Annotated in this window: 25 protein-coding genes; 3 read left to right on the top strand and 22 right to left on the bottom strand. The window is 40.1% G+C overall.

All coding sequences use genetic code 11. The annotated features are described in order from the left end of the window. Window positions 1-19: 19 nt before the first annotated feature. From flhA to GQR39_RS17220, 18 genes are all read right to left on the bottom strand, one after another. Window positions 20-2,131 (bottom strand): flagellar biosynthesis protein FlhA, encoded by a 2,112-nt coding sequence (gene flhA, locus GQR39_RS17305; protein ID WP_165736210.1) that lies wholly within the window; start codon window positions 2,129-2,131, stop codon window positions 20-22. 72 nt (window positions 2,132-2,203) lie between these two features. Then, complete coding sequence (flhB, locus tag GQR39_RS17300) at window positions 2,204-3,334, bottom strand: flagellar biosynthesis protein FlhB (RefSeq protein WP_165736209.1); 1,131 nt, start codon at window positions 3,332-3,334, stop codon at window positions 2,204-2,206. Between the two features lie 9 nt (window positions 3,335-3,343). After that, the gene (gene fliR / locus GQR39_RS17295; RefSeq protein WP_165736208.1) at window positions 3,344-4,123 is read right to left on the bottom strand and encodes a flagellar biosynthetic protein FliR; all 780 of its coding nucleotides are present in this window, start codon (window positions 4,121-4,123) and stop codon (window positions 3,344-3,346) included. Between the two features lie 2 nt (window positions 4,124-4,125). Beyond that, complete coding sequence (fliQ, locus tag GQR39_RS17290) at window positions 4,126-4,395, bottom strand: flagellar biosynthesis protein FliQ (RefSeq protein WP_002959325.1); 270 nt, start codon at window positions 4,393-4,395, stop codon at window positions 4,126-4,128. Between the two features lie 40 nt (window positions 4,396-4,435). After that, entirely contained in the window at window positions 4,436-5,176 is a 741-nt protein-coding gene (fliP, locus tag GQR39_RS17285; protein WP_165736207.1) for a flagellar type III secretion system pore protein FliP, read from the bottom strand. A gap of 4 nt (window positions 5,177-5,180) precedes the next feature. Further along, window positions 5,181-5,564: a flagellar biosynthetic protein FliO gene (fliO, locus tag GQR39_RS17280; RefSeq protein ID WP_007377952.1), complete on the bottom strand. Its 384-nt coding sequence runs from the start codon at window positions 5,562-5,564 to the stop codon at window positions 5,181-5,183. Then, window positions 5,561-5,959, bottom strand: coding sequence for a flagellar motor switch protein FliN (gene fliN / locus GQR39_RS17275; RefSeq protein ID WP_007585803.1), 399 nt, complete (start codon window positions 5,957-5,959; stop codon window positions 5,561-5,563). The genes fliO and fliN overlap by 4 nt, the downstream gene beginning before the upstream one ends. A gap of 20 nt (window positions 5,960-5,979) precedes the next feature. Next, window positions 5,980-7,071 carry a flagellar motor switch protein FliM gene (fliM, locus tag GQR39_RS17270; protein ID WP_024592743.1) on the bottom strand — a complete coding sequence of 364 codons (1,092 nt, stop codon included), beginning with the start codon at window positions 7,069-7,071 and terminating at the stop codon, window positions 5,980-5,982. A gap of 9 nt (window positions 7,072-7,080) precedes the next feature. Further along, a complete protein-coding gene (gene fliL, locus GQR39_RS17265) occupies window positions 7,081-7,608 on the bottom strand; it encodes a flagellar basal body-associated protein FliL (RefSeq protein WP_165736206.1) in 528 nt (175 codons plus the stop codon). Between the two features lie 57 nt (window positions 7,609-7,665). After that, on the bottom strand, window positions 7,666-9,792 hold the full coding sequence (locus tag GQR39_RS17260) for a flagellar hook-length control protein FliK (protein ID WP_165736205.1): 2,127 nt from the start codon (window positions 9,790-9,792) through the stop codon (window positions 7,666-7,668). Between the two features lie 89 nt (window positions 9,793-9,881). Then, the gene (fliJ, locus tag GQR39_RS17255) at window positions 9,882-10,328 is read right to left on the bottom strand and encodes a flagellar export protein FliJ (RefSeq protein WP_024589948.1); all 447 of its coding nucleotides are present in this window, start codon (window positions 10,326-10,328) and stop codon (window positions 9,882-9,884) included. Next, complete coding sequence (fliI, locus tag GQR39_RS17250) at window positions 10,328-11,662, bottom strand: flagellar protein export ATPase FliI (protein ID WP_002959338.1); 1,335 nt, start codon at window positions 11,660-11,662, stop codon at window positions 10,328-10,330. Before fliI ends, fliJ begins: the two co-directional genes overlap by 1 nt. A gap of 18 nt (window positions 11,663-11,680) precedes the next feature. Next, window positions 11,681-12,487, bottom strand: a complete 807-nt coding sequence (fliH, locus tag GQR39_RS17245; RefSeq protein ID WP_121953967.1) for a flagellar assembly protein FliH — start codon at window positions 12,485-12,487, stop codon at window positions 11,681-11,683. A 3-nt stretch (window positions 12,488-12,490) separates the two neighbouring features. Then, a complete protein-coding gene (fliG, locus tag GQR39_RS17240; protein WP_010553910.1) occupies window positions 12,491-13,531 on the bottom strand; it encodes a flagellar motor switch protein FliG in 1,041 nt (346 codons plus the stop codon). Next, complete coding sequence (fliF, locus tag GQR39_RS17235; RefSeq protein WP_121953969.1) at window positions 13,524-15,239, bottom strand: flagellar basal-body MS-ring/collar protein FliF; 1,716 nt, start codon at window positions 15,237-15,239, stop codon at window positions 13,524-13,526. The genes fliG and fliF overlap by 8 nt, the downstream gene beginning before the upstream one ends. Before the next feature lie 20 nt (window positions 15,240-15,259). After that, window positions 15,260-15,592 (bottom strand): flagellar hook-basal body complex protein FliE, encoded by a 333-nt coding sequence (fliE, locus tag GQR39_RS17230; RefSeq protein WP_008168784.1) that lies wholly within the window; start codon window positions 15,590-15,592, stop codon window positions 15,260-15,262. A 156-nt stretch (window positions 15,593-15,748) separates the two neighbouring features. Further along, window positions 15,749-17,215, bottom strand: a complete 1,467-nt coding sequence (locus tag GQR39_RS17225) for a sigma-54 dependent transcriptional regulator (protein WP_165736204.1) — start codon at window positions 17,213-17,215, stop codon at window positions 15,749-15,751. Further along, complete coding sequence (locus GQR39_RS17220; RefSeq protein ID WP_165736203.1) at window positions 17,212-18,324, bottom strand: ATP-binding protein; 1,113 nt, start codon at window positions 18,322-18,324, stop codon at window positions 17,212-17,214. The genes GQR39_RS17225 and GQR39_RS17220 overlap by 4 nt, the downstream gene beginning before the upstream one ends. A gap of 132 nt (window positions 18,325-18,456) precedes the next feature. Here GQR39_RS17220 and GQR39_RS17215 point away from each other — a divergent pair, with 132 nt between their 5' ends. Continuing rightward, window positions 18,457-19,050, top strand: a complete 594-nt coding sequence (locus GQR39_RS17215) for a DNA-3-methyladenine glycosylase I (protein WP_165736202.1) — start codon at window positions 18,457-18,459, stop codon at window positions 19,048-19,050. A 337-nt stretch (window positions 19,051-19,387) separates the two neighbouring features. On the opposite strand, the gene GQR39_RS17210 is transcribed toward GQR39_RS17215, so the two are convergent. Further along, window positions 19,388-20,824, bottom strand: coding sequence for a sigma-54-dependent Fis family transcriptional regulator (locus tag GQR39_RS17210; protein WP_165736201.1), 1,437 nt, complete (start codon window positions 20,822-20,824; stop codon window positions 19,388-19,390). Between the two features lie 443 nt (window positions 20,825-21,267). Here GQR39_RS17210 and fliS point away from each other — a divergent pair, with 443 nt between their 5' ends. Continuing rightward, window positions 21,268-21,669, top strand: a complete 402-nt coding sequence (gene fliS, locus GQR39_RS17205) for a flagellar export chaperone FliS (RefSeq protein ID WP_165736200.1) — start codon at window positions 21,268-21,270, stop codon at window positions 21,667-21,669. Window positions 21,670-21,677: 8 nt separating this feature from the next. Further along, on the top strand, window positions 21,678-21,992 hold the full coding sequence (locus GQR39_RS17200) for a hypothetical protein (RefSeq protein WP_165736199.1): 315 nt from the start codon (window positions 21,678-21,680) through the stop codon (window positions 21,990-21,992). A gap of 94 nt (window positions 21,993-22,086) precedes the next feature. On the opposite strand, the gene fliD is transcribed toward GQR39_RS17200, so the two are convergent. The 3 genes from fliD to GQR39_RS17185 form a co-directional block, all read right to left on the bottom strand. Further along, entirely contained in the window at window positions 22,087-23,520 is a 1,434-nt protein-coding gene (gene fliD / locus GQR39_RS17195; RefSeq protein ID WP_165736198.1) for a flagellar filament capping protein FliD, read from the bottom strand. Window positions 23,521-23,581: 61 nt separating this feature from the next. After that, the gene (locus GQR39_RS17190) at window positions 23,582-24,004 is read right to left on the bottom strand and encodes a flagellar protein FlaG (protein ID WP_165736197.1); all 423 of its coding nucleotides are present in this window, start codon (window positions 24,002-24,004) and stop codon (window positions 23,582-23,584) included. A gap of 151 nt (window positions 24,005-24,155) precedes the next feature. Continuing rightward, a complete protein-coding gene (locus GQR39_RS17185) occupies window positions 24,156-25,550 on the bottom strand; it encodes a flagellin (protein WP_165736214.1) in 1,395 nt (464 codons plus the stop codon). Window positions 25,551-25,589 lie beyond the last annotated feature (39 nt).

Here is a 25,589-nt window from a genome sequence, read left to right as displayed (position 1 = left end):
TTCAACCCCTGTTAAAATCTTATTGTTGGCCTACAGAGCTAACAATCTTGATCTGTCTTTCGTCTGGTACCTCTTGATAAGACATCACTCTCAATCCTGGAATGGTGTACTTAACAAAACGAGATAACACAGTGCGTAACATTCCTGACGTTAGCAATATAGAAGGTTCACCGGCCATTTCTTGATTTTGATGCGCTTGTGTCAATGACACTTGAAGTCGCTCTGCAAGTCCAGGCTCAATACCGGCACCTTCATCGCCTGCATTTTGTAATGACTGATGCAACATCTGTTCCAACTCAGGTGCCAAGGTTATGACAGGGATTTCTGATGACATGCCCACCGCATCTTGAACAATTAACCTACGCAGAGAAATACGCACTGCAGCCGTTAATACATCAGGGTCTTGGCTACGCGGACCATACTCAACAAGGGTTTGAACAATTGAGCGCATATCGCGAATAGCTACACCTTCATTCAATAAATTTTGCAGTACTTTTACAATTGCAGTTAATGGCAGCACATCAGGTACTAGTCCTTCTACTAAGCGAGGATGGCTTTTAGCAAGCATATCAAGCAGGTTTTGAACTTCTTCATGCCCTAGTAACAACGCCGCACTGTTAGTTAATAACTGGCTAATATGAGTGGCAACTACAGTTGCTGAATCTACAACGGTATAACCTAGTGATTGAGCTTCATCTTTTTGATCAGGCTTGATCCATACTGCATCAAGGCCAAACGCAGGATCTTTAGTTTCAACCCCTTTAATTGGGCCAAATACTTGCCCTGGGTTAATTGCTAGCTCGTCGCCATGTTTAAGTTCGCTTTCACCTGTTGAAACACCCATTAGCGTTATTCTATAAGCATTTGGATCAAGCTCTAAATTATCGCGAATATGAACAGGTGGTACTAAAAAGCCAAGTTCTTGAGAAAGCTTTTTACGTACACCTTTAATACGATTAAGTAACTCACCACCTTGAGATTGGTCCACTAACGGAATTAATCTATAACCTACTTCTAGGCCAATTACGTCAACCTGTTGAACATCATCCCAACCAAGTTCTTTTTGCTCTTGTTTATTGGCAACACCTGTTGCAGCGCTTCCGCCACTGGCAGCTTCTTCGGCCTCTGCTGCAGCGGCTTTTAACTTAGTTTGCTGTGTGTAGTAAGCTAAATAACCCAGTAACGCACCTAAACTTAAAAAGGCAAAATGCGGCATACCAGGCACTAAACCCATGATGATCAAAATACCTGAAGCAATAAAGAGTGATTTTTCGTTACCTAGTTGTTTCTTAAATTGGTCCCCCATATTGAGCGACTCATTTTGACGTGTTACAACAATCGCGGTACCAATTGAAAGCAGTAAAGAAGGGAGTTGAGCAACTAAGCCATCACCAATGGTAAGTAATGTATATACTTCCATTGCGTTGCCAAAACTCAAATTATGTTGAATCATACCGACAAATAAACCACCAACAATATTGATGATTAATATAACAATACCTGCAATGGCATCGCCTTTTACAAATTTACTCGCACCATCCATTGAGCCGTAAAAATCGGCTTCGCGAGTTACTTCCTCGCGGCGGTCACGCGCTTGCTCAGCACTGATAAAACCAGCGTTTAAATCGGCGTCGATTGCCATTTGTTTACCCGGCATTGCATCAAGGGTGAAACGTGCAGATACCTCAGAAATACGCCCAGCACCTTTGGTAATTACCACAAAGTTAATAATAATAAGGATTAAAAATACGACCAAACCAACTGCGTAGTTACCACCAATAACAACTGAGCCAAACGCTTCAATTACTTTACCGGCAGAATCACCACCATTATGACCTTCAAGTAATACAACTCGAGTGCTGGCAACGTTAAGCGCTAAACGCATAATCGTAGCGATTAGTAATACAGAGGGGAATATACCAAACTCAACCGGCTTCATCGTGTAAACGGTCACGAGTAAAACCACTAATGCGAGGGCAATATTAAACGAAAAAAGGATATCGAGTAAAAATGGCGGTAACGGTAAAATCACCATTCCCAAGGCAGCAAGCACAAGTAAAGGAGTACCTACCCCTTTGGCATAGTCTTTTTTGTCTCTGTTAAGTTGTTGTAATACCGCTTTAAAACTCATAATTCTACAATTTCAAAAAATTGACACTACGTAGAATTAGCAATAACTATTCCAAGTTACTAAGTTAGCAGTTTAATACTTATAGTCGTCGGGGATTGGGAGCTTGTTATTGAGCTTAGTTGGACGTTTACCGCGCCCTTTATTAAAGCGCTTAAGCTGAAATACATACGCTAAAACTTGCGCTACAGCAGTAAATAGCTGATCAGGTATTTGCTCTCCTACTTCAGCCGTATGGTAAAGCGCTCGGGTCAACATGGGGGATTCTAAAATAGGTACTTCGTTCCCTATTGCTACTTTTCTAATTTGCATCGCCATTTCATCAATACCTTTAGCAAGTACTATAGGCGCACCTGCGCGCTCTGTATCGTATTTTAATGCTACAGAGTAGTGAGTTGGGTTGGTAACAATAACGTCAGCGTCAGGGACATCTTGCATCATGCGGTTTTGCGACATTTGCCTTTGTGTTTGCCTAATACGCGCTTTTATTTGTGGGTCACCTTCAGAATTTTTATACTCATCTTTAATTTCTTGCATGGTCATTTTAAGTTGTTTGTTATGGTTATAACTCTGAAATGGCGCATCGATGGCGGCAATAATAATTAAAGTGCATGAAAGGCCTAAAAACATCCAGCCCAAAATCTCTAAGGCATGAATAATATTACCTGGTGCACTTTCTAAACTTAAATGCAGTATTTCATCAAAATAAGTATTAATTAAAAACACAGCAAAACTTGCAACCAAACCAAATTTTAAAAGTGACTTTACAAGCTCAATAGCCGCTTGCGGGCCAAACATACGTTTAAAGCCTTTCATTGGCGACATTTTACTTGCTTTAGGTGCAGCGGCTTCCCAGCTAAAATTAAAACCACCTAGTAACGTATTCCCAATAAATGCAGCCAAAACTATAATTAATACAAACATAGCCATAGGAAACATTAAAGCATCTGCAACCTCTCCCCATACAGCAAACATTTTAGTGGTATCAAAGGCTTCGTTACGGTTTAAGCTAAGGGTTCGGCCCATTACATTGTATAAACCTTTGCCAATTTCAGGACCATACATCAAAAGCGATATAGCCGAAAAAATAAGTACAAACATGGTACCTAGCTCTTTTGAGCGTGCTATTTGGCCTTTCTTTTTAGATTCTTCAAGCTTTTTGGATGTGGGTTCTTCTGTTTTTTCTTGTCCTGAGTCTTCAGACATGACTTTCTCCTAAGGTGAGCAACCAACTAAAGTACACATTAGCTCAACCATTTTTAACCATTGAAACTCAAACTGAGTAACAAAGTTACCTAGTGTCGCCCAAATAATAATAAGTCCCGCTACCAAGGTAAACGGAAAACCAATAGAGAAAATATTTAATTGCGGTGCTGCGCGCGTCATAATACCAAACGACATATTAATAACGAGCATAGCCGTAAGCGGTGCAAGCGAGAGTACTAGTGCTGTAGTAAACATCCAGCCGCCCCAGGTCACTATGTCCCAGTAATGATCTACAGACCACCATGAGCCATCAATGGGTAGCACTTGAAAACTATGCACCACCATTTGAATCATCATTAAATGACCGTTAAAAGCAAAAAATAACAGGGTGGCCAAAATAAGGAAAAACTGACCCACAGCAGGCACACTCGCACCATTAGAAGGGTCAATAACAGAAGCGAAACCTAAACCCGTTTGCATCGCAAGTATTTGCCCTGCTAACACAAAAGTATTTAGTAAAAGTATAGATGCAAAACCAATCGCAACACCAATCAACATTTGTTGAATAACCACTAAAATCATCTCAAACGAAAATAGATTAGTGAATGAAGCTGGCGGTAAGACGGGGACAACAACAAAAGTTACAACAACTGATAAACCCATTTTTATACGCGTAGGAACATTTTTAGCCCCTAAGCCCGCCATAATCATAATCATTGAGCTAATGCGTACCAGGGGCAACAAAAAATCGCTCAACCATTGAATAACGACAGCAAATGGGTATTCCACGTTTAACCTGCAATTTCAGGAATAAGTAATACTAGGCGAGTAAAAAAGTCCATTAGCTCTTGAGTAAGCCAATGCCCACCCACAATAAGCGCACTAATGGTAATTAATAAACGAGGTAAAAAGCTCAATGTTTGTTCATTGATAGACGTTGCGGCCTGAAACACAGCAACCACTAAACCAATAATTAAGCCTGGGACTACAATTGCAGACACCAGCTTAATAACTAAAAAAAGAGCGTCACTTAGGATATCAACAAAAATTTCCGGTTCCATGTTGTACTCCTATTGTTGGGTCATGTTAATGCTTTGCATACTAAGTCCCTAAACCAAAGCTTTTGGCTAGAGTCCCCATCACTAAGCTCCAACCGTCTACAAGTACAAATAACATAATTTTAAACGGTAAGGACACAATCATGGGTGAAAGCATCATCATACCCATCGCCATTAATACTGAGGCGACCACTAAATCAACAATTAAAAATGGGATAAAAAACATAAACCCTATTATAAATGCGGTTTGCAGTTCACTGGTTACAAAGGCGGGTATAAGAACTATTAACGGTGTATCTTGTGGCGAACCTAGCTGATCGTAACCGGCAATTTTAGCAAACGTTTCTAAATCTTTTAAACGCACTTGCGAAAGCATAAAGGCTTTCATTGGCTCTTTAGCCAGCTCTAAAGCTTGTACTGAAGTAACCTGCTCATTTAAGTAAGGTTCTATAGCTCGCTCGTTTACCTGCTGATAAATAGGCGACATTATAAAAATACTTAGAAAAAGCGACATCCCTAATAACACTTGGTTTGACGGTGTTTGCTGTAAACCAATTGCTTGGCGCAAAATGGCGAGTACAACAATTATTCGTGTAAAGGAGGTCATCATAATTATGGCAGCCGGTATAAAACTCAGCGCCGTCATAATTGCTAAAACTTGTAACGTTACTGAGTAATCCTGTGTGCCATCAGCGTTTGTTGTAATAGTAAGCGCATCAATTCCTTCTGCGCTTACACTTGGTACAAACACCATGGCAAAAATAATAAGCAGCCACTTTGTCATAGGTTTAATTCTTTTTATTTTGGTTTGATTGCGGGTTTAAAAGTTTACCAAATCGTTTAGCGAGTTCAGGTAGTTCTTTTTCACTTAATGGGGTTTCTAACTTGTGTAAGTAATTAATACTGTGGGGAGTTACACCAAGTAAATGCTGAGCATTATCTATCTCAACAACCATTAAACGCTCGCGAGAACCCAAAGGTAGACTTCTGACTACTTTAAATTCATCGCTGTTTGCTAAATTTGGATTAAGCTTTTTAACAAAAAATGCCAGCACAATAATTAGTACTAGCACCATTACAAGCGACAGCACCATAGAGAGTATATCTCCAGTGGGTGTTGCCACATCTGCTTTTGAAAAAACGGAACTCGTTAAAGCAACTAATAAGCTCATCGTAGTTTTTTGATCCGCTCTACTTGGCTTATCACGTCAGTTAAGCGAATACCAAACTTGTCGTTTACTACAACTACTTCACCATGGGCTATCAAAGTACCATTAACTAACACGTCTAGCGGCTCGCCCGCAACACGGTCAAGCTCAACAACAGAGCCTTGGTTAAGTTGCAATAAGTTACGAATATTAATTTTAGAGCGTCCTACTTCCATTGAAATAGTAACGGGGATATCTAAAATAGTGTCGAGTTTTCGTTTTTCATCGCCACTCATTTCGTGTTTTGAATCACTTAACTCATCAAGCTCTGCAACATGTGCTTCGCTACTATCATCTGGAGCTTCGGCTTCTGCTAATGCTGCTGCCCATTCATCCATTGTGTCTTGATCATCGCTCATACTTTTAACCTTTTAATCAATTACCAGTCTAAGTCTACACCGTCAGAGAGGTGTAAATCATCTTCTAGTTCTGCTAATTCTGCATCTGAGTCAATTTTCTTGCCGCCTTTGGTAAATACATGCAGCTCAGATTTAACTGAATCAGGTCGTTTAATTTTTTCACTAATTTGAAGCGCAACATTATCGCGAGAGCGACCCATTTTGGCTCTAAATGTAGGTAGTTCTTCAACAAACACGGTTATATGCTCAGGCATTTCAACCGGAATAATATCACCGGCTTTGAGTTCCATAATTTGTTTTAAGGTTAAATCAACTTCAAGTAACTGAGTTGATATTTCAACCTCTACATCCATTATTTCATCGCGAAGCGCTTTGCTCCAACGTAAATCAGTATCTTCAGTATCAGACTGAACACCCGCATCTAACAGCTCTCGAATTGGCTCAAGCATTGAATACGGAAGTGCAATATGAAAATCGCCACCGCCGCCATCGAGCTCAATATGGAAAGAACTAATAACCACAACCTCAGTTGGGCTTACAATATTAGCCATAGCTGGGTTTACTTCAGAATCGAGATATTCAAACGATACATCCATAACCGGTGCCCAAGCTTCTTTATAATCTTCAAAGATTATTTTAAGGAGCATTTGTACAATTCGGCGCTCTGTTGGGGTAAATTCTCGGCCTTCTATTTTTGCATGATAACGCCCGTCACCACCAAAAAAGTTATCTACCAAAATAAACACAAGTCGTGCTTCCATGGTAATCAGGCCAGTGCCTTTTAAAGGTCTAAAACGCACCATATTTAAGCTGGTTGGAACAAATAAAGTATGAATATACTCGCCAAACTTAATCATTTGCACGCCGTTAATAGACACCTCTGCGGTGCGGCGCATCATGTTAAATAGGCTAATTCGCATATGACGAGCAAAGCGTTCATTAACAATTTCCAGCGTCGGCATACGACCACGCACGATCCGATCTTGCGAAGAAAAATCGTACTGAAGCGTACCTCCCCCGCCATCTTCACCGTCGTGTATATCTTCCTCTTCAACGTCATCAACGCCATGTAATAGCGCATCAATTTCGTCTTGGGATAATAAATCGCTCACGCTAACCCCTTATTGCATCACAAAGCCGGTAAACAATACCCGCTCAATTACTTTGCTGCCTTCAACATCCATTAAGGCTTTTTGTACCTTTTCAAGTGCAGAAAAACGAAGTGTTTCTTTACCAGAGCTCGTACTTAACTCATCAGCAGTTGTAGTAGAAAACACACTTAGTAGCGTCCCTTCTATTAGTGGAATGTGTTTTTTAGCTGTTTCTTCATTTACTTCGCCACGTACCAGTAACTGTACTTTAATTTGCACAATCCTGTCGCGACTTGAGCCAGGCACGTTAAATACAAATGGGCGTGGCATTGACACATATAAAGCACTGCCTATCTCAGCTGAATCACCAAATCCGGTTGACAGTTCTGCAGAGATTCCCGCTTCTTCATCTAAGGTTTCAACTGACGCATCCGAACCCGACATAAAAAAGTAACCCGCAGCACCAACTACAATAAGTAGTACAGCTACTATGATTATTATTAGTTTCTTTTTACTTTTACCGGTTTCTTCAATTTCTAAACTTGTTTCTTCAGCCATCATGATTCCTTTAATCGCAAAGGTACTTGCTTGTTTTAGTTATTATAATAGCAGCACTTAGGCATAGTAATCTATTGATGATGAAGTTTGTTGTCGAGAACTTTGTGCAGTGTTATTTGCTTGCTCGTCGTTTTCATCATTAACTGACTTATTATTAGCCATATTACCTTGGGGTCCACTCTCACTTTGCTCAGCAGTTTCGCCACCTGATTGCCCATAAGAAATAGTACTTTCACCAAGCTCTAACCCTTGTTGCGCTAACATTTCACGTAAGCGCGGCATTGATTGTTCAAGTGCTTCTTTGGCTTGCTGGTTTTGTACTACAAAGTTTATATGTGCTTGTTCTGCATCGCTACGAATACGTATTTGCATACTGCCCATTTCGGGAGGATCTAGGCGAATTTCTGCTTCTTTGTTATTAATGCTCAGCATTGAGCTAACGCGCTCTTGCAGTAATTTAGCTGCATCACTTTTAACAATATTAATTGCCTGCATTACACCAGGATCAATACTTACTTGCTTAACTTGCGATGTACTTTGTGATTGTTGAGTTTGTATTATTTGGGTATCAAGTAAGTTCTGCTCGTAATTTAATGAGTCGTATTGGCTTAATGTGCTCACTTGGTGAGTATTTAAAGCAGCTGTAATTTGCGTAAATACTTGTGCTACGCGTACAGGGGTTTGTTCTGCAGTTATTTTTTTAAGGCCATCTTTTTGTAATTCTTCAAGTGATTTTAATAAATCATCACCCTTAGTTGAGGTTGTTACGACTTTATTTAAATCAGCCCCTTCGTTTGTCGATGTCTTTAAGCTTAACTTTTGTGGATTATATACTGTATTAGGAGTCTCTGACGCTACAAACGTTTTTGAGTCGGTCTTAGCGGTATCGACAAGCCCTATTTCAATTGAGGCTTTTAATTCATTAACAGTTTGCTGAAGCACTGCCAATTGCTCGCCTCTAGGTTGCTCTGTTTTAATATAAGCGTTTAATTGCGTTAATAAGCTTTGTTTTTCAGTTGTATTAAGTGAATTGATTTCTGCGCTAAAAGGTTGTTTTGTTACCGTGCTCTGCGTTTTTTCGTTATCAGTAATAAATTGCGCAAGCATTTGCTTAAGATTTGAAATGCTACTAGTTGCGTTACTGGTTGAATCAGTATTTTCTAATGCCTTAACTTGCGCGTTAAGTTGTGAGCGCTGCTCAGGCGTTAAACTAGCAATAACATTATTAGCTTTAATTAAGCTTGCATCTTTAGCCATTAACGTATCTATTGCTGCGCCTTTTTCAATCTCAGATGTCTGTGAACTTACTTGTATCGCTTCTGATTCAGTTGAAGGAGGTGTCTCTACAGATGCAGCTGCTGGCGTAGGTACTGGTGTTGGCAACACTATATTTTTTAAGTTTTTATCAACGGGTTTCCCTTGAGCTAACTGCTCCTTTAAATCCATTGAAACTAATTCAGCATCATCAACTATGGGCCCAATGCTGTCATCGGGCTTTTTATTTATAGAATTTAATGGCCCTTCAATAGCTTCAGCAACACCACTTTTACGATGCTTGCCTTCATTTAATGGTAATGAATTTAAAGGTAGTGAGCTTAAGCTATCGCTTTTTGAATCAGTTAATTTAGCCGTTTTAGAGTCTACATTAGTGGCAATTGGATTTTTCACTACACTGGCTGTATTCGCTTCTTCAGCCGATACTTCATCACTTGTATTAGTGGATGCAATTATTGGTGTGCTTTGTAATTGTGTATTCTCTATTTCTGTGTTTTCTATTTTGGTATTCTCTGCTTGTGTAGCTTCTAGCTCTGCATTTTCTGATTCTAAACTGTTAGTTGCATCGAACGGCTTATTGACCGAAGTGCTCATTGCTTGTGCTGAATTAATTTGATCAAGCATCTCAACAGACACAAAAGTAACTTCGTCCGTTGTTACTTCATCTAGCTTTACGCTCAGATTTTCATTTTCTTCTGGCTGTTTATGCTTAGGTATGGCAATCGAATTTTCGGCATCGGGATTTTTATTGCCTTTAAGCAATGGCTCCATAGAGTTATGCGCTTCGTTTAGCTGACTTAAAAATTCATCGCCTAAATTTCCTTCGCCATTAGCTAAGCTATTGTCTTTAAAAGCTAATAGTGAATCTTTTTCAGAAGAAACTAAAAACGAAATGTTATTCATCGCCATAAATCACCTAATACCATTACGGCAATATGCCACCGCATACCGCCAAAAGTTGAATTCCACTAAGTAACAAAGCAATTAACGTGCCTGAATTACAAAGCTTTACGACGTTGAAAAAACTGATTAGCTGAAAATTCATCTAACATTTTTTGCTCATTTTTTGCCATTAACGCATTTGCTTTAAGTTTTTGATTTTCGATTAATTTGGCAACTGCTTTAGCTTTAATTTGCTGCTTAAGCCATAGAGTTTTGCGTTGAGTAACAACTTGCTTAGCGGTATTTACGGTACTTGCTTGTTGGCGAATTGCCTCTTCAATTTTAGCTATAAAAGCATGGTACTGACCAAACCCTGCACTAGATAAACCCGACTTACCTTTTAGGTGTAACTGCTGAGAGTATTCAAGTCTAAAATTGTTTAAACCTTGTAACTTTTGTTGATTCGATTGCAAGTTTTGATTAGCTTGTAAGTAACTCATGCGCAAATTTTCTTCTTTATCATTTTCAATTTTGAGCAATAAATCGAGTTTGTTTTTGGCCATTATGCTTGTCCTAGTAACTGAGCAAGACCTTGCAGACCATCATCGTAACTAATGACATCTCGCATACCTTGTTGTAAAAATGCATTCACTCTTGGCATCATATTTATAGCTTGGTCGAGCATTTGATCGGTCCCTTTTTGATAAGCGCCTAAAGTAATCATGTCTTTGTTTTGTTGATACATTGAATACACTTGTTTAAGCACTCGGGCTTGTTGCATATGCGGCTCAGAAACAACTTGAGGCATAACACGCGAAATCGACTTTTCAATATCTATAGCGGGATAGTGCCCACTGTCAGCTAAATCACGCGATAGTACAATGTGGCCATCTAATATAGCTCGCGCTGCATCAGCAATAGGATCTTGCATATCATCGCCTTCACTCAACACCGTAAAAAAGGCGGTAATAGAACCTTGCCCTTCACCGCCATTACCAGCACGCTCCACCAGCGCAGGTAATTTAGCAAACACTGAAGGCGGATAACCCTTTGTAGCGGGCGGCTCGCCAACAGCAAGTGCAATTTCACGTTGTGCCATTGCATAACGTGTTACCGAATCGAGTAACAATAATACGTTTAAACCCTGATCTCTAAAATACTCTGCAATAGTTACGGCGCTCTCACAGCCTTTTAAACGCATAAGTGGTGATGAATCAGCAGGCGCTGCGACAACAACTGAACGTTTACGCCCTTCTACACCGAGTATTTCTTCAATAAATTCTTTTACTTCGCGGCCACGCTCCCCCACTAAGCCAACAACAATTACATCAGCTTCGCTACCTCGGGTCATCATACCGAGAAGTACTGATTTACCCACACCAGAGCCTGCAAATAAGCCCATACGCTGGCCTTGCCCTACTGTGATAACCGAGTTAATAGCACGCACACCTACATCCATAGGCTTAGTGATTGGTCTTCTTGAAAGCGGGTTTATAGTATTTTGCGCAAACTTTAAATGATGCTCAGCATTAATTTTACCTAAGCCATCTAGCGGTCGCCCTAAACCATCCACCACGCGGCCTAATAAACTCATCCCTACAGGCAAACCTAAATTATTTACTTGAGGAATAACACGCGCACCAGGTAATACACCAGAGATGTGGTCGTTAGGCATTAAGTACAAAGTTTGATCGTTAAAACCGACTATTTCAGCGTCTACAAAGCCGTTCATAGTTTCTATTTTACATTGGCTACCAACGGGTGCACGTAAGCCTCTAGCCTCAAGGGTAAGGCCAACAACACGCGTTAAAATACCTGCCACAGCAGGCGCCGGGGTTTTAATATGTTGTTGATATTGAGATAAGCGTTCGCTTAAAGGTGCACGTTGAGTTGACATAACACGCCAATAAAATAGTTAGATACCACTATTATGCAAAAAACTATCCAACGTTTCTTTGACACGTGTTTTAAGGGTCATGTCGAGTGACGATTGCGCTGTTTTAACTTCACAGCCACCGCGCTCAAGAGTGGGCTCTGCCATTAATTGCCAGTTATTATCAATAATGGTTTGTTCGCCGTAGCTCTCTTTTATGAGTTCTAAGTCTTCGGGGTTTAAATGGATTCGTACTTTTTCTTGCTCCGCATTAAGTGAATCAATACTTTGCTTTAACGTATGTAAAATCACATCAGGCGATGTTTTTACTTCTTGATAAATAACAGCTTCCGCCAACATGCTAGCTAGTTGTACTAATTGCTTCTCGGCTTGTTCGTCCACTTTATCTAGCGGTGCAGTTAGCCCCTCTAAAATGGCTTTTAAACTTGTTAACTGCTCTTCAATTAATGGTTTTACATCTTCAAGGCCTTGTGTTTTACCTTGATCTAAGCCTTCTTTGTAACCTGCTTCTTTACCTTCTCCAACACCTTTTTCAAAGCCGTCTATGTAGCCTTGCTCATGACCTTGTTTAAGGCCTTCTTCGTACGCGTCTTGTCTAATGCGTTCAAGCTCAACCATGGTAAGCGCAGGGAGTTCTGGTTCTTGTGGCTCATCAATAGGCATTTCTTCGGCTAATTCTTTTTTGTACAACTCACTAAGCGGTGTGCCGTAAGCCGTAGAGCGATTACCAAAGCTGCTCTCATCTGGTGCTACATCTGGAATAGCCCAGTTTTTTAATAATTCATCTGCTTCATCAGCCCGAAGTGTGCGTCCTTTGAGTTTGCTCATAGTTTACAGGAACTCCTCGCCACCGCCGCCGCCCAGCTGAATTTCACCCGAGTCAGATAAACGACGCGCTGTCGATAAAATCTCTTTTTGCGCCGCTTCTACTTCGCTTATACGTACCGGTGCCATTGCTTCTAAATCATCAGCAAGCATTTCGGCTGCACGCTTAGACATATTACCTAGTATTTTATCTTTAAGTGCATCATCAGCACCCTTAATTGCTTTCATTAGTACGTCTTGTTGTACTTCTCGTAGGATTGCTTGAATACCACGGTCTTCAACATCCATTAAGTTTTCAAACACAAACATTAAGTCTTGAATTTGCTGCGACATCTCTTCATCATGCTCACGAATAGAGTCCATTAACTGCCCTTCAACGTTAGTATCAAGGTAATTTAAAATATCTGCTGCAGCCTTCAAACCACCCATTTTAGCAGCTTGCGCACCTGCTTGGCCGGCAAATTGTTTTTCCATTATTTCGTTTAGCTCTTGCAGTGCTGCTGGCTGAACCTCTTCAAGGTTTGCAATACGCATGGTTAAATCTAAGCGTACTTTTTCAGGAAACTGAGAAATAATTTCAGCTGACTGTTCTGGCTCTAAATATGATAATACAATGGTTTGAATTTGCGGATGCTCATTGCGAATAATGCTCGCTACCTGCTTAGAGTCCATCCATTTTAATGAATCCAAGCCTTTAGCGCCTGAGCCCATAACAATTTGGTCAATAAGGCTAGCAGCTTTGTCTTCACCAAGGGCTGCTGTAAGCGCTTTTTTAATAAAGTCTTCTGACTGAAAACCAATGGTACTAAAGCTTTGAATTTGTTCTATAAACAAGTTGTGTACAGCGCTTATTTTAGCTTGTGATAAGTCCTGTAACCCAGCCATCGCCATACCCACTTTTTGCACCTGTTTAGGTTCTAAGTGTTTAAGGATTTGCGCGGCATCTTCTTCTGATAAACTCAAAAGTAATATAGCGGCTTTATCTACCCCATCTAGCTTATCAACATCAAAGGCTGGCGGGAGTTGTTTTTGTTCTTGATCAGTCATCTTCTGTTAACCACGCTTTGACTACTTGTGATGATAGTTCTGGTTCGTTAGCTACAAGGGCACGAATTGCTTTAAGTAAATCTTCGTCACCATGTAAATCCGGTAACTGCAGTGTACCATCACTTGAGAAACCAACCGAAGCAGAATCAAAGTCTTTATTTAGCATATCAAGCGTGTTGTCGCCAATATCTACGCCCGAACTTAATGCATCTTCGTCGTATTCTTCTAGTGTATCGTCTGGGTAAATTAAGCGTTTAAGCATTGGTTTTACTACTGCCATTATCAATACAATGATAACTAAGGCGCCTAATACAAGGCGGGCCATTTTCATAAACCAGTCTTGTTCCCACAGTGGCACTTCTATTGCTAAATTTGTTTCTTCACGTACAAACGGCACTGTTACGACTTCAAGTGCATCACCACGTTGCATATCAAAACCTACACCACCTTGTAGTAAGCGACGAATATTTGACAATGCCTCTACCGAGCGTGGAGTCATGGTTGTTTCACCGTTTTCTCCCACTTTAGCAATGTAGTCAACAGCAACAGACACACTTATTCTACGTATTACACCACTTTGCTGGCGCTTGTGCGAAATGGTTGTATCGAGTTCATAATTACGTGTAGCTTCTTTGTGGCTGCGTGTTGGAGAAGTAGCAGTGCCTGCACCACCTTGCCCCGCAACCTCAGGAATGTTCGAGTTTAACGGTGGCTGATTTGTAAGCGCACCTGGAATACCAACAGCTAGGCCGCCAATGTTATTTTCTTCAAATGTGGTTTCGCTTCTAACCGCTGGTAGGTCTGGGTTATAACGCTTTTGAGTTTCCTCAATCGAGCTAAAGTCCATACTCAAATCAACTTGAGCTGTATAGTTTGCAAGCCCAACAACCGGTATTAAAATACTGTCTATTTTTTCAAGATACTCTTGTTCGCGCTTACGTTCTAAATCGTATTCTTTACGAGAGCGTGCTGCTAATGAGCTTTGCGAACCTGAATTTAGTAATCGACCATTTTGATCGGTAACAGTAACTCGCATAGGCTCTAAACCCTGTACTGCCGAGGCAATCATATCAACAACAGAGTCTACTTCTTCACGGTCGAGTGAGCGACCACGCTTAAGCGTTAATACAACTGTAGCTGATGGTTTTTTTTCTCTGCGGGCAAATACGTTTTCTTTAGGAATGGCTAACAATACTTTGGCGCGAGTAATGTTGTTAAGTTCTTCAATGGTGCGGGCAAGTTGTTGCTCGCGGCCATGTTTTAGGCGTTCGCGCTCTAAGCGTTGGCTTACACCAAAGCCCATATCTTGCATAATTATGTCAGAGCCCGACGCTGGCCCTTGCTCTAATCCTTCGCGGGTCATTAACAATTTAATATTTTGGTATTCGCTTTCATCAACCGATACAACGTTGCCATCTAGTTGATATTCAATTTGTTGCGCATCTAAAAAGTCAAGCGTTTGAATAAGCTCTTCAGTTTGCATTTTACCTAACGGACGCATATCTGGCTGACGAGCCCAAATAATAATGAAAATCGCGATAGCTAAACAAATAGCCAATGCTATAACCAATGTTACTTGGCGCAATACATCAACACCATTTAAAGCACTTAAGTAGCCTGACTTTTGTTCTTGTTGATCATCACCACCACTTTGGTCGATACCGCCGCCAGCAAGTGCTAGGTCTGTAGATTGGTTAGATTGCGCCACAATAATTCTCCACTACCTAATTAAACAGGCATGTTCATGATTTCTTTATAAGCTTCAACAAGTTTATTACGAACCTGTACTGTAGCCTCAAAAGCAACTGACGATTTTTGAGAAGCAATCATCGCCTCAGCAAGCGATACACTTCGATCACCCATTTCAACCGCTTTTACTTTTTGACCTGCATCTTGCTGTAAACCGTGCACTGTATTTAGTGCATCACTTAGCATGTCGCCAAACTGGGAAGTAGAAGTAGGCTGAACTTGAGTCGGCAATTTATTTATTTGATTATTACGGCCGGCTTCTAAAGCCATTGATTGCATTTCTTGAAATACAGCACTGTTTTGAATTTTCATAATTTATCTCTGACACGCAGTGAACTCTTACAAGTAATAAAGCACAAAACATGCCAAATAATTAATTGTTAAAATACATGCAGTTAGCTTTAAATTATGTGAGTCAGAGTTTTGACAACCCTAAGTTCGCAGCGCAAACTTAGGGTTTATAGGAGGTTATGCAGGAAGTGAAATACCTAAATCGCGCATTTGCGCTAGTTTATAACGTAAAGTTCGTGGGCTTATGCCCAACGTTTCGGCAACGTCTTTACGCTTACCTTGGCAACGTGCAAGGGTTTCTAAAATAATGCGATGCTCTTTGTCTTTAAGCTCATCTTTATAGCTACCGGTATCTGCTGCTAGTAAACCTTGTTTAGGCTCATCCTCGGCATGCAATTTTTCATCGTAGTATGCCGAGCTTAGCGTGCTTTTATCAACGCCTTTATTTACGTGAGCCACTTCTGTTGGCGATACTGTTTGCGCCGGTGCCAATGAAGGCTCCATAACAAAGTTATTAGGCGCTAAGTTTTCGATAAAAATAGCATGCTCGTTTATTGTATCGCCACTTCGCAGTATAAGCGCACGTTGTATAACGTTATCAAGCTCGCGTACATTTCCAGGCCACGCGTGAGCCAGTAACTTTTGCTCGGCAGCTTTATCTAAATACGCCATGGGCTCTTTGCTTTTACTTATATGACGCTCAATTAAATGCTTAGCCAATACAATAATATCGCCAGGGCGTTGGCACAATGGTCGCCACATTAGTGGAAAAACATTAAGCCTGTAATATAGATCTTCTCTAAATTGGTTTTCAAACACGGCTTCTTTTAAATCACGATTACTGGTTGCCAAAATACGTACATCGAGCTGAATTGTTTTACGCCCCCCTAAACGCTCAACTTCACGCTCTTGCAGTACGCGTAACAGCTTAGCTTGTAGCCCTAAGTCCATCTCAGTAATTTCATCAAGTAAAATAGTCCCGCCTTGTGCTTGCTCAAACTTACCCGGACATGCTTGAATCGCGCCCGTAAAAGCCCCTTTTTCGTAACCAAATAAAGTAGCTTCGAGCATGTTTTCAGGAATAGCCGCGCAGTTAATCGCCACAAATGGCTCATTACAGCGGCTCGACTTATCATGAATATAACGAGCGAGTACTTCCTTACCTGAACCACTTGGGCCAAGTACCATTACACTTGCATCAGAGCGTGCTACTTTACTCGCAAGCTCCAATAATTGAATACTAGTTGGGTCGGCAACAATAGGTCCGTCGGTTTCTTTTGCTTTTTCAGGCAAATAACGGCTCACCATATTTAACAGCACTTCAGGTGCAAATGGTTTAGCCATGTAGTCAATTGCACCTAGGCGCATGGCTTCTACTGCATCGTCAATTGTGGCGTACGCCGTCATCATTAATACAGGTAAATCAGGGTGGTTTAATTTAATACTGCGTAGTAAATCAAGTCCACTCATTGCGCCCATTTGCACGTCGCTTACAACAAGCGAAAATTGATCTTTTTTAAGCAATATCATTGCTTGCTCAGCACTGTTAGCTGCAACACATTCAATGCCCGACATTTCAAGGGTATCTATTAAGGCTTCACGAAGCCCAGCGTCATCTTCGACAACTAAAATAGTGTTACTCATAATGACCCCTCTAATTTAGATGCTGCCTTAATAGGCAGTAACAAGCTAAAGCAGGCACCACCATGCGTATTATTAGTCACATCAACACGGCCTTGGTGTGCATTAGCAACCGAACTCACTACAGCAAGCCCTAAGCCTGTGCCCTGACTTTTTGTAGTAAAAAATGGTTCAAAAATTTTATCGCTTTGGCTTAAATCAACACCTGGGCCATTGTCGCTTACACTAATACGAACCATATCTAAATCTTTTAAATCTCTTTGTGCGCTAATTTTTACTTTTGCACCGCCACCAATAACTTGAATACTATTGTGCACAAGATTTTGAATAGCACTGGCCAATGCCGTTTTATTACCAACTATCTGTATATCGGGTTCTGGTAAGCTTACATCCAGTTCACTTTCATTAAGTGCGACCATCGCATCAGCACCTGCTTTAACTTCTGTTAAAAGCTGCTGCATTGAAACTTGCTCAACCACTTGCTGATCGCCACTTTTAGCAAATAACAGCATGTCGTTTACTTGAGTTTCTAAATCTTTTAAACGCGACATTAACTTTGTTTGAAAGTTATCGCGAGAAGCTTCGGGTAAGCGCTTTGACCCTAAATTAGCAGCGTACAGCATAGCGGCTGAGAGCGGCGTACGTACTTGATGCGCTAATGACGCAACCATTTTACCCAGCGCGCTTAATCGCTGCATATGTGCAACACGCTTTTGTAAGCGGCGAGTTTCGGTTAAATCCGTCATTAAAATAAGTTGCCCAGGCTCTGGGGCTAAAGCAGTAATATCAAGCTTTATTAGGCGCCCGTCTTTTAAGGACACTTCATGACCGTCATCTTGATGCGGCCTAAAAGAGCGCTGAATAACATTAAACCAGCGTTCACCTTCAAGTGGCTCGCCAAGCATATCAATCGCTATTTGATTTGCTTTTGCAATCAACCCTTTGCCATCAAGTACAACCACGCCTGCTGGCATGGTATCAACCAAATGCGAAAGCCAACTTGCTTGCTTGCGCAGATCGCTTAATTCACCAATGTACTCCTCTTGAAGTAAACATGGGTTATACTGATTTGCAGAAAAATACTGTGGTTTAAGCACGCTAGCAAGGGCCATAATCAAATCTCGAATTGATGTAGATACATGTCTAAATGCACGATTTATACCAAAATTTATTTACATACTTATCATTAAGTTACATCAATAATTTGAGCGACATAAAAATGACGCACGCAAAAAGGAATAATAATGAGTGAGCAAATAAAGTGCCGTTGCCCGTGGCTCGACACTACTAAACCCGACTACGTTATTTACCATGATGAAGAATGGGGCGTCCCCCTTTATGATGATACAAAGCTGTTTGAATTTATCACTCTTGAATCCGCACAAGCCGGCTTGAGCTGGTACACAATTTTAAAAAAACGCAGCGGTTATAAAAAAGCATTTGCTAATTTTGATGTAAAAAAAGTAGCACAATTCACACAAGATGATATTGAAAGATTAATGCTTAATGAGGGTATTGTGCGCAATCGCTTAAAAATTGCGGCAACCGTCAATAACGCTAAACGCTTTATAGAAATACAAAAAGAATTTGGAAGTTTTAGTAACTACCAATGGCAGTTTGTGGGTAATAAGCCGATTATAAGTAATTTAAATAACGTTGAGGACTACCCAGCAATTACAGAGGCATCAACCGCATTTGCGAAAGATTTAAAAAAACGGGGTTTTAAGTTTTTAGGCCCTACAACGGTTTACGCTCATATGCAGGCCTGCGGTATGGTTAACGATCACAGTAATGATTGTTTTAGAAAAGAAGAAATTATTAAGGCTTTTAGTGGGTAAGTGATTTATAACCATAAAAGTGATTTGTTCACAAAGAGGTTAAGAGACGCTGCGCTTTAGAGAAGTGACGCGTAAGTTGACTATGGTTTCTCATTTACCTTCGTTTTTCTCTTTGTGAAATAACGTTTTATTTAAATGATTAAAAGTCTTGTTTTTCACGCGAGCAAGTCTAGCGTCTACAACAAAAGTAAAAACCGTGTAGGTGCGAATTTACTTCGCGCCCTTGCTAATATTTTTAAGTAAAGTGCGGTATAAAACCGCACCTACAAAACGAGGGGTTATTTATCTACTGTGTTTGGCCAATTTATAACTAAACACCGACAGCTGCTTTTAAACCTTAATCTCTTGAAAGATTATACTTTTTCATTTTCTCAACGAGTGTTGTTCTGCGAACACCTAATATTTCGGCTGCGCGAGCTACAACGTAATCATAGCGCTCTAACGCTTGGGTTATTAAGCTAATCTCAAGCTCTGCTAAATAATCTTTAAGTTCAATACCATCATCAGGCAATAGCCCACTACCCGTTTGGCTAAACTCAGCATCTGGCTCACTTTCGTAATCGCTAAAACCGGTGCTAAATATGTCGTTAAAAGCGTCTTTTTCCATTAACTCTTCAGGGTATTCTGGCTCGTAGGCTTCAACTTCAATGTAACGATATTTATTAGGTAAATCGGGAATATCAACCACTTTTTCAGGAAACATAATAACCATACGTTCCACTAAGTTAGCAAGCTCACGAATATTACCAGGCCAAGCATGTTCTTTTAAGCTCTCAACTGCGCGCTCGGTAAACTTAGCGGTAGAACCTGTTTGGTCGTTAACACGGCGCATTAACTCTTTTAAAAGCAGCGGAATATCATCAGCACGTTCACTCAGCGATGGGTTTTCGATAGGAAATACATTTAAGCGATAATATAAATCTTCCCTAAAACTGCCCTCTTCAATCATTGTTTCTAGGTTACGATGCGTGGCTGCAATAACGCGTACATCAGCCTGAATCGCCTTTGTACCACCAACACGTTCATAACTGCGTTCTTGCAATACTCGCAGCAACTTAACTTGCATTTGCAGTGGCATATCGCCTATTTCATCTAAAAATAGCGTCCCGCCTTGAGCTAGTTCAAACCGCCCTTTTCGAGCCGATATAGCACCAGTAAACGCGCCTTTTTCGTGGCCAAATAGTTCACTTTCGAGCAGCTCAGCCGGAATAGCACCACAGTTAACTGGTACAAACGGTCCATTAATACGCTTTGAAAGCAAGTGTACATTACGGGCAACCACTTCTTTACCTGTGCCTGATTCGCCTAAAATTAAAACATTAGCATCGGTTTTTGCCACTTGTTCAATTAAAAAACGCACATCTTTAACCGCATCGGTTTCACCAACAAGTCCGTCAAAGATTTTATGCGGTTTAGTATGCTTATGCTCATTAGGCAACATACGCTGATACTGCTGGCAATCGTGAAGTAACTGAGTTGTCACTTCATGACTAAATGGCTCGCAAATAAGCCCCACCACATTAGCGATACTTAATAATGGTTTTAGCGTTTCGCCAATTAATAAAAAGGGTAGAGTTGGATAGCGTTTAATTAAGCTTTCGTGGTCAAGTGATTGCAACGCTCCTAAAATAATCATGCATTCTTGCTGCTGATATTTTTTGCATTCTTGTTCAAAGCAGTCTTCGCTTAATAGTTCAGCAGATTCACCAATAAAGCCAAGTGAAGCATTTAATCCTATTGCGCGGTTGTTATTATTATCTAAAATCAAGATCATATTTAGCGAGCCGTACTTTCACTAATTTGTATAATTAGTTAAATTGTAAGCCAGTTCAGCATGGATGCAAGCAATAGCGGCAGTTTTTTGACATTAACGCCAAAAAATAGACGGACTAGTTAAGTCAATAATACTTAATAGTTAATCATTAAGTATGATTTGTAGTTTTAACTTAGTTATTACTCAGCGATTACTTAACGATTACCTAAATACAACCTAGCCTTAAAAATTAATTTACTCAGCAATAAAAATGCTATTGTTAGTAAATAAACTCAATTATAAATTTAAGTTGAAGTTAAAAATGCCGATACATAAATAAGCGAAAATGCTTGGCATTAATATTGCTTTATTCTTATAGAAGTATAAAAGCTATATTGATTTTTTATATAAGTTTTTATAATAGCTTTCACATAATTTTATTGCTTTAAATTTTAGGATTTTCCATGGCTCACATCTCAGTAAAAAAATACGGTCAAGTTCGTGCTAGTAGCATTGCCGAAATGACTCCTTACGAACAAATAAACCTTATATTTAGTAATATTATTGGCCGCTTAGCAGCAACAAAAGGGTTTATTGAGCGCAAAGAAATAGCTAAAAAAGGTGAGAATATTTCAGCTTGCATTTTATTGCTTGGTGCTCTGCAAGATGCACTTAATTTAGAGGTAGAGCAAGACCCTAGTATTTCTAACAATTTATTGGCACTTTACGACTACTGCCAACGCCGCTTAACGCAAGCTAACTTACACAACGACATTGAAGCAATTACTGAAGTATCAAGTATTGTTAAAGAAATTAAAGATGGTTGGAATAACATTCCGCTAGATCAACGCAGCCCTGCGGTTTAATTTAAATTATGGACTCGCCAACACCTTCAGAGCCACTAACTAACTACTCTGAGATCATACAAACACTGCTTAGTAAAATTGAAGTGTTAGTAAATGATGATAATGCAGACGAAGCTCCGCCTTTTTTAGACACTTTAAATGCTGAACTAAAGCAATGGTGTGAAAGCAGTGAAGGCCCAAGCGCAGAGCAATTAGAATTAATTCAGCTTCGTATAAATACTATTTTAGTAAAAGCAAATAGCGCTAAAAACGAATCGTCAAAAGCAATTATTAAACAAAAAAAATCTGGTAAGGCAATTAAAGCTTATAAAGCAGCCAATTAAAATTAACCTCAAACAGTAAATATAAAAAACCGTTATAAATAACGGTTTTTTTATGTTTTTGGTTTAGCTATTAAAACTATATGCTATTTATATATTAAGAGTTATCTCGTACAACCCCAGGCATATTTTCCAGCTGAGCTTGAACATACGTACTGGTGTTATTAAGGCTCGCCACTAATAAATCCATCGCATTATATTGAGCATACAACCTTGATGATAGCGACTCCATTTTACTGGCAAGGTCCAAGCGCTGGTCATCTATGTCATCAAGTTGGTTTGTTTTACTGTCAATTCTGTTTTGAATAATACCGTCGGAATCGGTGTAAAAGCTTAACTTTTCGTCAAACGATTGTGCAAAGCCATCGTCATCATCACCTACAAAAAACTGCTGAACTAAATCTACATCGCTTGCTATTTTTTCATTGAGTGTTTCTGTATTTAGCGTTAAAACACCGTAGCGGTCTGTTTCTACACCTAATTGCGAAAGCGATAGTGAGTTGCCATCACCTAAATCAACGGGATTTGTTATTTCACTACGAAGCTTTGACATAACTCCTCTAAGTAATGAGTCTCCTGCCATAACCCCCGCGCTACCTTCGCCAGACGCACCTAATGTATTACTAAGCTCTAACAACTCGTTGTAACTTGAAATAAAACTATTTAAACCTGTTTTAATATTATTATTGTTTTCGGTAACCGATATGTCGCTTAAGTCGTCGTCAGTGGCATGCAACTTTTTGGCGGTAATATCCACGCCATCAATCACATTACTAAATTCATTAGTATTGCTTGATACAGTTAACGTGCCATCAATCGTTATTTGTGCATTTTGTGCAGCATTAACTTGCGTTAAATTAGTTGTGTGGTTAGCAGGGTCTGCGTCTGATACATCATAAGCTAATCGAGAAAGTCCGCCTGTATCAGTATTACTGCCGTCATCGTCTTGTACGGTAATTGTAATTGCGTTGTCTTCACCGGTTTCTTTACTAGTAAGTACTAAATGCTGACCGGTATCACTGGTAATTATAGTTGCAACTACAGAATCATTGCTATCACTGCCAGTAAAAGGACCGTTATTAATTTGGTCTCGTAAATCTTCTAACGTATTTGTAGCCGATAAAACAGTAGAAAAGCTATTTTCGCCAGAACCTATCGTAATTACGCCAGCCCCAATTGCTTCGTCTGCGGCAAATGCAGGGGATGATAACTTATGAGCCTGTGCTAATGCGTCTACTTTTACATTGTAACTGCCTGGCTGAGCGTCTTTATCTGAACTAATAGATATAAAATCATCATTACCCGAAGCGGTGCGCTTTTGATAATTATCACTATCTCCCAAAGCTTCCATTGACGTTTGTACTTTTTCAAGCGCAGACTTGAGTGCACCAACGGCTGAAATATCTGTAGTTAATTTGCCTTCAGTAGTATTTAAACGAGCTTCAGCAGGGGCTTGCTCAGCATTAACTAGCGCATCAACAATGTCTGCTACCGCTAACCCTGAGCCTAAACCATTAAACGTAATAGACATACCTTACCTCTTTAAATACTCAAAAATAAACTAACTCAATATTAGTAATGCAAACTACCGGTTAAACTGTTTGGTCAATTAAAATACCTGCCGATTCCGACAATTTAGAAACCAAACTTAATACTTCTTCAGAAGGGTACTGCTTGATAACTTCGCCGCTGTCTTTATCGAGTACTTTAATAACATCACGACCTGAATCTTCATCAACTTTAAATTGCAAACTACGGTTCATTTCGCCCATAAAGTCCTGCAATTGTTGCGCCATTTTTTCTAGCTGTTCACGCTCTAACGGCTGAGCAGTTACTTCTTGATTGTTATTATTGTATTGATTTTGCTGTAATCGTTGTTGATTTTGTGTATCAGCTTGCTTTACATCGTCAACGGCACGTTCAGTTAGCGGACTAGCCGCTTGAACAACTACTTTATGTTCACCCACTAGTGGAGTTGGTAATGTAACTTCTGCATTGGAATTAATAGTATTCATAACAGATTCCTATTTCTAACTTAATTAAATCAACAATAGCTTAGTTTATACCCTTAAACCACAAAAGGAGGTAGCTAAAGCCACCTCCTTTTTTGTAAAACTAATACTGACTTTATGTACTAGCTAACCATTAAGCTATTACTTTAACTTATTAACCTAATAAGCTAAGTGCTGCTTGTGGTAACTGGTTCGCTTGCGACAAAATTGACGTACCTGCTTGTTGCAATATTTGGTTTTTAGTCATTTCTGCAGTTTCTGTTGCAAAGTCGGTATCTTGAATACGGCTACGTGACGCAGAAACATTTTCTTGAATGTTTGCAAGGTTACTGATTGTATGACCAAAACGGTTTTGAACCGCACCTAAATCAGCACGCTGACTATCTATCTGTGCAAGTGCGTCATCAATTATAGACAGGGCATCTTGCGAACCAGTTGCTGTAGATAAGTCAATCTCATCAACACTTGCGAAAACTGCTGACGCTGTAACTTCAGTTGCACCAAAATCAGTGACCGCTAAATCTTCAGATGAAGTTAAAGTAATTCCCTCTTGAGCTGCCGCAGTGGCAGAAAGAGTACCGCCGACTGCCAGTGATACATCTGACGTAGCAGTATCCGAATCCGCAAAGTCAGCAGCAATAGTTACAGTACCCGCACCGCCCGTACCAGCAAAATCACTTAGCTCTATAGGGTCACCAGCGGCATTTGTAATTGTAATAGCCCCCGAAGACTCTGTTGCAGTGTAGCCATCTAGTGCATCTATCGCTGTTGCTAGAGTACCTTCTGAATCGCCACTTACTGAATCCCCGCCTATTTTAAATGAAATAGTACCAGTACCATCGAACTCAAAATTATCCAATGTTGCTACATTATTTTCTTTTTGGCCAACTACAGCTGACGCACCATGCACACTTGTTGTAGCATTAATTGCCTCTGCTTTTTCAGTTGCTGTTGCACCACTTGCTACAGTTACAGTGGTGCCGCCAATTACAACATCACCAGTGCCAGCACCATCAATAGTTAAGCTAGCCTTATTACCACCGATATCTTTAGCCGCAGTGCTTGTTAAACTAATTGATATTGTTTCGTTAGCATTTGAACCTACTTGGAATTGCTTAGTACCAAAATCACCATTTAGTAATTGCTGACCACCAAAAGAGGTTGTATCAGAAATTCGTGTTAACTCATCTTGTAAAGCGGTTACTTCTTTTTGTAGAGAAGCTCTGTCATCATCAGAATTTGAACCATTCGCTGATTGTAGCGCTAGTTCACGCATACGCTGTAAAATGCTAGTAGACTCTTGCATTGAACCTTCAGCAGTTTGCGCCATAGAGATACCATCGTTAGCATTTCGCTGCGCCACACCTAAACCATTAATTTGCGATGTTAAACGGTTTGAAATTTGCAGGCCAGCGGCATCATCTTTTGCGCTGTTAATACGCATACCCGATGATAAACGTTCCATAGAAGTTGCTAAGTCAGAACCTGATTGCGATAGGTTACGTTGCGCGTTTAGTGAAGATACATTTGTGTTTACTGAAATCATAATAAAACTCCTGATTACTTTCGTAATGTTGCTATTTTAATT

It is taken from the genome of Pseudoalteromonas sp. C8 (assembly GCF_011378685.1).
In the GTDB taxonomy this organism is placed as follows: domain Bacteria; phylum Pseudomonadota; class Gammaproteobacteria; order Enterobacterales; family Alteromonadaceae; genus Pseudoalteromonas; species Pseudoalteromonas arctica.
Note: the sequence above shows the minus strand (reverse complement) of the source record. Positions and strands in the feature narration are given on the sequence as shown.